Origin of the sequence: Acinetobacter sp. UBA3025, assembly GCF_002367915.1 — a bacterium.
Taxonomy (GTDB): domain Bacteria; phylum Pseudomonadota; class Gammaproteobacteria; order Pseudomonadales; family Moraxellaceae; genus Acinetobacter.
On sequence record NZ_DFDO01000102.1, the window covers coordinates 1 to 9,500 of the forward strand.

The following is a 9,500-nucleotide window of genomic DNA, read 5'->3' on the forward strand; positions in this document are numbered from 1 at the left end:
AAAATATAAATATAAATTTATATGCTAAATTTTAATCATTTTTAAGTCTTATTAAATATAAATTATCTAGTAATATTTTGTCTATAGGCACCTGGACTAACCCCTGTCCATTTTTTAAAGGCACGATGAAAAGCACTGACTTCCTGGAAGTTAAGCTGATCACTGATGTCCTGCAAACTTTGATCCGTACGGGTTAATAGTTCAATGGCTGTATCACGACGAATTTCATTTTTGAGCTGTTGATAAGTCACACCTTCATTTTTAAGACGCCGTTGCATGGTGGCTTCAGACATATTCATTTTCAAAGCAAGCTCATTCAGTTCAAGCCATTCAGCTGGAGGTACTTTTAAAAGCTGTTTGCGGATCTGTGCACTTAGCGCATAAGGATTTTTAAAGCGAACTAGTAGGTTATGCGGAGTCTGTTGAATAAACTGATACCAGGAGGTTTGATCCTGTTTTACTGGGAGCTGCAAATAGGCTGCATCAAACTGGATATAGTTTTCACTGGCCTGATATTCAATCTGCTCACAAAAACGGACTTTATAATCAAAATCATCGAGTGGTGCGGCACATTTCAGTTGAATCTGATTAAGTAAAACCCGCTGTCCGCTTAACCAGCATAGTAGGGTATGAATCAGCATTAGATAGGTTGCATAACTAAACATGCGCTTGGTCTGGTTCTGGTCATAGATCACGATATAGGCAAAGTTTTCTTCGACCATCAGTGTGCTGTGCAGATCATCCAGAATCAGATTAAAAAATTGCAGGATTTGCTGCAGAGCTTTTTCCAGCGTATCGGTCTGTAACAGCATTTTTGACAAGAGTTTGAAACTGCCACGGCGCATTGGATGGCTGTCCATGCCAAAAAATTCGTCATTCATGCTATCGGCAAGTGCAGTCCATAGCGCGGCATACTGCGCCACTGACACCCGTGCTTTAGCGGAATGAAGAATCTCTAATGGAATGGCAGCCTTAGTTAAAATCGCAGCAATATCATAATGCTGTGCTTTGGCATTCAGCAGTGCTTCATGAACCAGATCAATCGAGATGGTTCCCTTACTATATTCCAAGGCTGGTAATTGCATAGCCAGTCAGATATCCCTTCTTTATTGTCCAAATCCATCAGTGAAGATGCAATATTTGGAAATTGTACAGAATAAAATCTCTGTTTACTCTGCCTATTAAGTCGTAGCTTGTCATAAAAATAGGAACAGGACATTAACATGAAAATTCAGGGAAAAGTGATTGTGGTAACTGGTGGTGCATCAGGTCTGGGTGCAGCCACAGCGACTCATCTGGTAGAACAGGGTGCAAAAGTGATTCTGGTGGATATGAACCAGGAGCAGGGCAATGCCTTACAACAGCAACTGGGTGAGCAGGCTGAATTTGTACAATTGGATGTAACGGATGAGCAGGCGGTTGAAGCTTTCTTTAATCATGTTGAAAATCAGTATGGCCAACTCAATGGCTTGGTGAACTGTGCTGGTATTGCACCTTCTGCCAAGGTACTGGGCCGCAATGGAATCCATGAACTGGCGATGTTCCAGAAAGTGTTGAATATCAATGTAAGTGGCACATTCAATATGCTTCGTTTTGCAGCGGCTTTAATCGCGAAGTATGAGCTGCAAACCGATGAAGAGGAGCGCGGTGTAATCGTGAATACGGCTTCAGTTGCAGCCTTTGATGGTCAGATTGGTCAGACAGCTTATTCTGCGTCTAAAGGTGCAGTCGTTGCGATGACGCTGCCACTCGCGCGTGAGCTGGCACGTGAAGCGATTCGTGTCATGACCATTGCCCCCGGCATTATGGAAACCCCAATGCTGAAAGGCATGCCGCAAAATGTACAGGATGCTCTGGGGCAGATGGTTCCATTTCCACCACGTCTGGCCAAACCTCAGGAGTTTGCCCAGTTAGTAGGTCATATCTTCGAAAATAGCTATCTGAACGGTGAAGTGATTCGTCTGGATGGCGCCATCCGTATGGCTCCAAAATAAGTTCGAGCCAACGAAGCAAAATACAAAAGTCAGAGTAGATAGGTTTATTCACTCTATATGGAAAATTAAAAGATAAGTAAGGGATATACGCAGTGCTTTTAAATGACGAACAGAAAATGATTCAGGAAATGATGCGAAACTATTCGCAGCAAAAACTGAAACCCACTGCTGGTTTAAGGGATAAAACGGCTCAATTTCCAGCACAGGAATTGAAAGAACTCGGTGAACTCGGTGCACTCGGTATGACCGTGTCTGAACAATGGGGTGGAGCAGGTCTGGACTATGTGTCGCTGGTACTGGCTCTTGAGGAAATCGCGGCTGGAGATGGAGCCATCTCGACCATTGTCAGTGTGCAGAATTCATTACCTTGCGGGATTACCCAGCGTTATGGTACCGAGGAACAAAAGCAGAAATACCTGACCAAACTGGCGACCGGTGAATGGTTGGGGTGTTTCTGCCTGACGGAACCTCAAGCCGGTTCCGATGCCAGCGCACTGGAATGTAAGGCAGAACGTGATGGCGATGAATGGGTATTAAATGGCACCAAGCAGTTTATTACTACCGGTAAGCATGCCCAGATTGCACTGGTATTTGCAGTGACAGATAAATCTGCGGGCAAGAAAGGAATCTCATGCTTCTTGGTACCTACCGATAGTCCGGGATATATCGTCTCGAATCTGGAAGAAAAAATGGGGCAGCATTGTTCCGATACCGCGACCATCATTTTTGATCAGTGCCGGATTCCGGCTGAGAACCTGCTCGGAAAAGAAGGTGAAGGCTACAAGATTGCCTTGTCTAATCTGGAATCTGGCCGGATCGGGATTGCGGCACAATCCGTAGGTATGGCACGAGCTGCGCTGGATGCTGCCGTTGAATATGCCAATGAACGTAAATCCTTTGGTGTAGAGCTGGTACAGCATCAGGCAGTGGCGTTCCGTCTCGCAGATATGGCTACCCAGATTGAGGCAGCAAGACAACTGGTCTTACATGCAGCAACGCTTAAAGATGCAGGATTACCATGCTTAAAAGAAGCGTCCATGGCTAAACTGTTTGCTTCGACTATAGCAGAGCGAGTCTGCTCGGATGCGATTCAGATTCATGGCGGTTATGGCTATGTCTCTGATTTCCCGGTTGAACGTATTTACCGTGATGTCAGAGTGAGCCAGATTTATGAAGGTGCGTCTGATATTCAGCGTCTGGTCATTGCCCGGGAAGTGAGCAAAGTTTAAAAGTCATAAAATAGCCGACTGTTCAAATCCTGCAGCTCATTTGAGGGATATGGAAATTGTGATGGTCTATAAAACATGGTCAATTATTGATAAAGCGAAAAGTGACTCAGCAGAGTGACATCTAACATGTCCTAGCAATAGGGCATGTTATATAAAACCGGCATTGCAATGGGATTCGCAGGCGGTAGACAGAACAACAAATACAACGGACACAGACATAAAGTCTGTTTATAAACGGAATAGAGGTTGTCGTGATGAAGACACTAGAACAAGCGTATCGTGAATTTGATTTTGACACTATGGTTCAACAACATCTGGCAGGAACGCCAAATGCACTCAATGCCTATACAGAATGCTGTGGACGTTTTCTGGGACAAAACCGGATTGCGTTAATCTGGGAAGGTAAAAATGGCAAGACCCAATATTGGACTTTTGAACAATTAGCTGAGGCTTCAGGACAATTGGCTCATTATATGACCTCACTGGGTTTACAAGCAGGTGACTGTATCGCTGGTTTGCTCCCACGAACTCCAGAATTATTAATTACCATTCTAGCTACCTGGCGTATTGGTGCGATTTATCAGCCTTTATTTACCGCTTTTGAAAGCAAGGCAATCGAGCATCGTATTAATACCGCACATACCCGACTGATTATTACCAATCAGGAACAGCGTGCAAAACTAGATAATCTCGATATTCCAGATATTTTAACCGTACATCAAACGCCTGAAAGTACCAGTCAGGATGCAGATTTCTGGACAGAACTCAAGAAATGCCCAACTGAATTTGAGCCGGTTCAAGGTCGTTTTAGTGACATTTTCCTGATGATGTTTACTTCAGGTACAACGGGACTGGCAAAATCAGTGCCTGTTCCGCTTAAAGCTTTACTGGCATTTAAAGGCTATATGCTGCACGCCGTAGATTTACGCGACGAAGATACTTTCTGGAATCTGGCAGATCCGGGTTGGGCTTATGGTCTGTATTATGGAATTGCAGGTCCATTAAGTTTGGGGCATAGCATTATTCTGGATGAACGTGCCTTTAGTGTAGATAATGCTGTTGAAGTCATTAAAAAATATCGGGTGAATAACCTGACTGGTTCTCCAACTGCATTCCGGATGTTCTTTGGCTTTAAGGAGAAATTTGATGCTGAGATTAGCTCGTGTTTACGTGTGGTCAGTAGTGCAGGTGAGCCATTAACGCCTGAAGTCATTCAGTGGTTTAATCATGAAATGGACGTGAATATCTACGACCAGTATGGACAGACGGAACTGGGAATGGTGATTGCCAATCATCATGCACTGGAGCATCACAAGAAAATCGGTTCTGCTGGCTTTGCCATTCCAGGACATCGTTTTGCGGTTTTAAATAAAGAGTATGAGGAAGTCGAAAAAGGCGGCATTGGGACCTTGGCTATGGACTGCTCAGCCTCACCTTTGATGTGGTTCGAAGGCTATGGCGGCAATAATCGTAAAGCCTTTGTGGGACAGTACTATTTAACGGGTGATACCGTAAAACTGAATGAGCATGGTGGAATAGATTTCATTGGTCGTGCGGATGATGTCATTACGACTTCGGGTTATCGAGTTGGACCTTTTGATGTAGAGAGTACCTTGCTGGAGTGTGAAGAGGTGTTGGAGTCCGCTGTGGTTGGAAAGCCAGATCCGGAACGTACCGAAATTGTGAAAGCCTTTGTAGTGCTTAAAGCACAATATGCCGCTAGTGAAGAACTGATGCTGAAATTGCAAAACTATGTGCGTTCCCGTTTATCTAAACATGCCTATCCGAAAGAGATTGAGTTTGTAAGTGATTTACCTAAAACATCTAGCGGTAAAATTCAGCGTAATCTGCTTAAACAACAGGAAATTGCTAAGATTCAAGGCATTAAACAGGTCAGTTAATATATTCATTTAAATATATTGAAAAGGTCGCAATTGCGGCCTTTTTTATACGATTAATTTGTTTATGTTCGAATTTATCAGAGAAAATAATTGTCATTACAATGTAATACTATTCATCTTTTAAATAAAATAAATCAAAAATTTAGCCTCTTAATAAGAGGCTAAATTGAAGGTGGAATTCTTATTTACTTATAGATCAACTTTTTTGTGCTCAGCATCTGGTTCCCCAGCTTCGCCAGTCACACCACCTTTTAATGCCTTAAATAGCTGCGTTACTTTGTTATCGGTGACATTCCAGTATTCTGCACTTTCAGCTTCAGCAATCAGTACACGCACGCTAGGATCATCTTTACCTTCAAACCAGTTTTCTGCCCATGGATTCCATAATTTTTCAATCAAAATACGGTCAGTACTGATCTGTGCATTTGCGCTGATTGATACATAAATACCATCAGAAGGTTTAGCGAAAGACAGGCCAATCTGAGTACGACCAGTATTGGCAGCTTTAACCAGATCATTAGTATCACGCATGATGAAATACAAATTCTGATCCTCATTCATTTGCTCAGAATTGAGCATGGTCATCGGCTGAGAATGAATTTCCTGACTTTCGGTCACATGGCTGATCATGGTGTAACGCACATCTTTGATTAGTTCCCATAATTTTTCACGATTATTATGCTGATTTTGTTCGTTCATTTATATGCTCCATACTATTTATTGAAAGCGAGGATAATTGCTATTCCTTAAGCAGCTTAATCATATTTGGGAATGGATACAGAGGGTCTCACTGAACTGATACATTTTCCTACCGAATTGCAGGCAGCCGCTACAGAAGTGCTAAACAATCGAAATTCAGTTACAGGGTGATAAAAGAATAGAAGAACGAGGTTCCAGGAAGATGTAATACGTGAATAAATTAAGTGGCATATAGATCAAGTTAAGTGCATTCATAATATGACTATTACATATTTATTAGGACACTATCAGCTTGATACGGAGCATTTAACTGATATGCTATTTGGCGCTAGTATTGCCAAGCCATTTATTGATTTGCTGTTTATGCGCAGAGAAGTTAATTTGCTCGAGATTTATCCGCATATTGAAATTTCGGTAAATGCACTTTTTGTGGCACATGCTTCTTAAAAATCTTCGAAACAAGGAACGACGTTGTCTATATCGACTATGGATGCCATATCCCCAGAGTTTGAACTCACCGATGCTGAATTGCACTTATATAGTCGCCAGATTCTTCTGGATGGTTGGGATATTGAAGCACAGGAAAAGCTGAAATTTTCTAATATCTGTATCGTGGGGTGTGGCGGGATTGGTTGTGCCTTGGCAGAACTTCTGGCACGAGCGGGTGTAGGCAAAATTACTCTGATTGATCCTGATACCATCGAGATGAGTAATCTGCAACGACAACTGGCATTTACGCCAAATGATTTAGGCTTTTATAAGGCAGAAATACTCGCGAAAAGACTGGCTCAGATTAATCCGAATGTTCAGGTTGAATATATCAATCAAGCTTTAACGACTGAAAATGCAGAAGGTATCATCGAACATCAGGATCTGATAATGGATGGATGTGACCAGTTCGAGACACGTTATCTGGTCAATCAGAGCTGTGTAAAACTGAATGTACCTTTAATCAGTGCTTCTGCGATTGGCTTGCAAGGACAACTGTTCATGATCGAAGGGGATTCGGCTTGCTATGCCTGCCTGTTTCCACCTGAACATCAGGCTGATACCAGTTTGCGTTGTGCGGATTCAGGCGTATTGGCAACCACGCCAAACGTGATGGCAAGTTTACAAGCTCATCATGCTTTGCTTTATTTAGGCTTGGGTAAAATGCCACTTAGACAGAAACTTCTACTTTGGGATGGTCTGAGTTTTAAACAGCGCATTTTAAGTTTCGAAAAAGATACAGATTGCCCGGTCTGTCAGGCAAGATAGGCCTGCAAAATTTAATTTTTTTGCTACACTGCATGTAATTAATTTTTCCTAAGACATTATGAAAAAAAATATCTGGTTAGATGGAATACGTTCGGTTGCACGTATGGGTGAAACCGCGGTAGTTGCGGCGAAGGCCGGCATTAAATATGCTACTGAAAAGCCAAGTAATGCCAAACTCATGCGTGAAACGTTTGAGTCTTTAGGCTCAACCTATATCAAACTCGGTCAGTTTATTGCCAGTACGCCATCGCTGTTTCCGCGTGAATATGTGGAAGAGTTTCAGGGCTGTCTGGATCAAACACCGACCTTGCCATTCAGCTATATCCAGGAAGTACTGGCATCAGAGTTTTCTGGTCGCAATCTGGATGAAATCTTTGCCTCAATTGAGGAAACACCACTGGCTTCTGCTTCCATTGCACAGGTACATGCGGCCAAGCTGGTTTCTGGTGAAGATGTGGTCATTAAAGTACAAAAGCCGGGTGTGGAAACAATTCTATATACCGACTTAAATGTATTGCATTGGGCGACCAAATTGCTGGAAAAAGCAGTGCCGAAAGTGAAATTTGCCTCATTGGCAGATATTGTCGAAGAAATCAAAACCCGTATGGTGCGTGAAGTCGACTTTATTGAAGAAGCACAAAATCTGGATGATTTCGTCAATTATCTGAATATCACCAATAATAAAGCAGCAATTGCTCCTAAAGTTTATCATCAATATTCAACGCGTCGTGTGCTGACCATGCAACGTTTATATGGCGTGCCACTGACTGATTTTGAAGTGGTGAAAAAGGTCGCTAAAGACCCGTCACAGGTTCTCATCACTGCAATGAACACCTGGTTTGGCAGCCTAATGATGTGTAACAGTTTCCATGCTGATTTACACGCGGGTAATCTGATGCTGCTTGAAGATGGTCGTGTGGGCTTTATTGATTTTGGTATTGTCGGCCAGCTTAAACCAGAAGTCTGGACAGCGTGTATGGCCTTTATGGATGCCTTGCAGCATACCAATTATACCCTGATGGCAGAGAATATGCTGAAAATGGGTATGACTGCAGTTGAGATTGATACCAAAGTGCTTGCGGCTGATCTTGAACGTTTATTTAGTGGTGTGATGTTAGCTGATCCTCAGGATCTATTAACTTCAAGCCCTGCAGATCTCAACGATATCATGATGGATATGGTAGCAGTCGGTGAACGTCATGGCATCCGTTTCCCACGTGACTTTGCTTTATTGTTCAAGCAAATGCTGTATTTCGACCGTTTCATGAGAATTCTGGCGCCGTATACAGATATCTATGCAGATCAGCGTTTGCAGATGGTTCAGACTATGGACCCAAATTTGCTGTTAAAGCACTAATTTAATCCCTCCCGTCCTCCCTTTAAGAAAGGGAGGCTTTCATTACAAAATAAATAGAAGTGATGAAAGTCCCTCTGTATTAAAGAGGGATTTAGGGAGATTATTGGTAAATATTAAATTCCGAGTTTTAAAATGGACGCAATTATTATTGAAGGCTTAAAGGTCGATACAGTAGTCGGCTGCTTTAATTGGGAGCGTCAAATCATTCAGCCTTTAATGCTGGATCTAAACATTCGTACCAACTTAGAACAAGCGGCACAGTCAGATGAACTGGAAGATACTTTGAATTATGCCGAAATCTGCGAGATTTCAGCGCGGGTGATTCAGGAAGCTCAGCCAAAATTGATCGAACATGCAGCAAAACTGGTGCTAGACGCGCTTTTTGCTACCTTTGAAAGTGTAGAATCGATTATGATTACGATCCGTAAGCCTGCCATTATCGCGCAAGCCAATTCTGTAGGGATACGTCTTGAACGCCACCGCAACGATATTCGCCCTAGCACTGGCGAGTAATTGTCATCCACAGCAACATTTTCAGGCTGCCCAGCAACGGATCAGTGAGTTGGGGGAAGTCCGGTTTTCTCCAATTTACCTCATTCCATGTCGGGATAGTATCGGAGCAGATTACTGGAATGCGGCCTGCCTCCTATACAGTGAAGTTTCTGTTCAAGATATGACAGATTTATTAAAGCAAATGGAAACGGATTCAGGGCGGGTTCGACCATCGCATCAGATCAGCCTGGATGTCGACCTGATTGCATGGGGAAATGATTTAAGCCAGATGGAATTTAATCCCAAAAAATTACCGCTTGCACTAGACGTAAAAATCCCGATGCATGACATCTGGTCTCATCCTGCATTTGGATATGATCGCCGTCTTCAATATCCACAAGTCAAAATTTAATCTGTATCTGAAATTAATCTAATGAATTTTTCAGTTTTATCTAAGTAGGGGATCTGTATTTGCCAAAAAACTGTTATTTACTTTTTCTTTTTATAAAAAATAACTAACAACACAATAATTGCGAATAGAATGCCAAGAATAATACCTGTTTCCATACGT

At 42.5% G+C, this 9,500-nt stretch carries 10 protein-coding genes; 8 read left to right on the plus strand and 2 right to left on the minus strand.

Features of this window, described 5'->3' with window-relative positions; all coding sequences use genetic code 11:
- Positions 1–62 precede the first annotated feature (62 nt).
- Positions 63–1,085, minus strand: coding sequence for an AraC family transcriptional regulator (locus B4J23_RS04275; protein WP_125279512.1), 1,023 nt, complete (start codon positions 1,083–1,085; stop codon positions 63–65).
- 138 nt (positions 1,086–1,223) lie between these two features.
- Here B4J23_RS04275 and B4J23_RS04280 point away from each other — a divergent pair, with 138 nt between their 5' ends.
- The 3 genes from B4J23_RS04280 to B4J23_RS04290 all read left to right on the plus strand — a co-directional run bounded on the left by B4J23_RS04280 (position 1,224) and on the right by B4J23_RS04290 (position 5,124).
- Positions 1,224–1,994, plus strand: coding sequence for a 3-hydroxyacyl-CoA dehydrogenase (locus B4J23_RS04280; RefSeq protein WP_034171627.1), 771 nt, complete (start codon positions 1,224–1,226; stop codon positions 1,992–1,994).
- Between the two features lie 92 nt (positions 1,995–2,086).
- Positions 2,087–3,223, plus strand: coding sequence for an acyl-CoA dehydrogenase family protein (locus B4J23_RS04285; RefSeq protein WP_034171628.1), 1,137 nt, complete (start codon positions 2,087–2,089; stop codon positions 3,221–3,223).
- A gap of 254 nt (positions 3,224–3,477) precedes the next feature.
- On the plus strand, positions 3,478–5,124 hold the full coding sequence (locus B4J23_RS04290) for an AMP-binding protein (protein WP_291358846.1): 1,647 nt from the start codon (positions 3,478–3,480) through the stop codon (positions 5,122–5,124).
- Between the two features lie 189 nt (positions 5,125–5,313).
- On the opposite strand, the gene B4J23_RS04295 is transcribed toward B4J23_RS04290, so the two are convergent.
- Entirely contained in the window at positions 5,314–5,823 is a 510-nt protein-coding gene (locus B4J23_RS04295) for a pyridoxamine 5'-phosphate oxidase family protein (RefSeq protein WP_004783835.1), read from the minus strand.
- Positions 5,824–6,081: 258 nt separating this feature from the next.
- On the opposite strand from B4J23_RS04295, the gene B4J23_RS04300 reads away from it, so the two are divergent.
- The 5 genes from B4J23_RS04300 to B4J23_RS04320 all read left to right on the plus strand — a co-directional run bounded on the left by B4J23_RS04300 (position 6,082) and on the right by B4J23_RS04320 (position 9,341).
- Complete coding sequence (locus B4J23_RS04300; RefSeq protein WP_166134932.1) at positions 6,082–6,270, plus strand: hypothetical protein; 189 nt, start codon at positions 6,082–6,084, stop codon at positions 6,268–6,270.
- 39 nt (positions 6,271–6,309) lie between these two features.
- Positions 6,310–7,080, plus strand: coding sequence for a HesA/MoeB/ThiF family protein (locus B4J23_RS04305; protein WP_291358855.1), 771 nt, complete (start codon positions 6,310–6,312; stop codon positions 7,078–7,080).
- Positions 7,081–7,138: 58 nt separating this feature from the next.
- Entirely contained in the window at positions 7,139–8,437 is a 1,299-nt protein-coding gene (locus B4J23_RS04310) for an ABC1 kinase family protein (RefSeq protein ID WP_291358851.1), read from the plus strand.
- Positions 8,438–8,569: 132 nt separating this feature from the next.
- Positions 8,570–8,950, plus strand: a complete 381-nt coding sequence (gene folB, locus B4J23_RS04315; protein WP_004783828.1) for a dihydroneopterin aldolase — start codon at positions 8,570–8,572, stop codon at positions 8,948–8,950.
- The gene (locus B4J23_RS04320) at positions 8,907–9,341 is read left to right on the plus strand and encodes a 2-amino-4-hydroxy-6-hydroxymethyldihydropteridine diphosphokinase (RefSeq protein WP_125279517.1); all 435 of its coding nucleotides are present in this window, start codon (positions 8,907–8,909) and stop codon (positions 9,339–9,341) included. The genes folB and B4J23_RS04320 overlap by 44 nt, the downstream gene beginning before the upstream one ends.
- The last annotated feature ends 159 nt before the right edge of the window (positions 9,342–9,500 follow it).

Bases quoted from the DNA above. Each gene is read 5' to 3' on its own strand.
- B4J23_RS04305 (WP_291358855.1), top strand. From the start codon at position 6,310: ATGGATGCCATATCCCCAGAGTTTGAACTCACCGATGCTGAATTGCAC.
- B4J23_RS04280 (WP_034171627.1), top strand. From the start codon at position 1,224: ATGAAAATTCAGGGAAAAGTGATTGTGGTAACTGGTGGTGCATCAGGT.
- folB (WP_004783828.1), top strand. From the start codon at position 8,570: ATGGACGCAATTATTATTGAAGGCTTAAAGGTCGATACAGTAGTCGGC.
- B4J23_RS04295 (WP_004783835.1), bottom strand. From the start codon at position 5,823: ATGAACGAACAAAATCAGCATAATAATCGTGAAAAATTATGGGAACTA.
- B4J23_RS04300 (WP_166134932.1), top strand. From the start codon at position 6,082: ATGACTATTACATATTTATTAGGACACTATCAGCTTGATACGGAGCAT.
- B4J23_RS04290 (WP_291358846.1), top strand. From the start codon at position 3,478: ATGAAGACACTAGAACAAGCGTATCGTGAATTTGATTTTGACACTATG.
- B4J23_RS04310 (WP_291358851.1), top strand. From the start codon at position 7,139: ATGAAAAAAAATATCTGGTTAGATGGAATACGTTCGGTTGCACGTATG.
- B4J23_RS04275 (WP_125279512.1), bottom strand. From the start codon at position 1,085: ATGCAATTACCAGCCTTGGAATATAGTAAGGGAACCATCTCGATTGAT.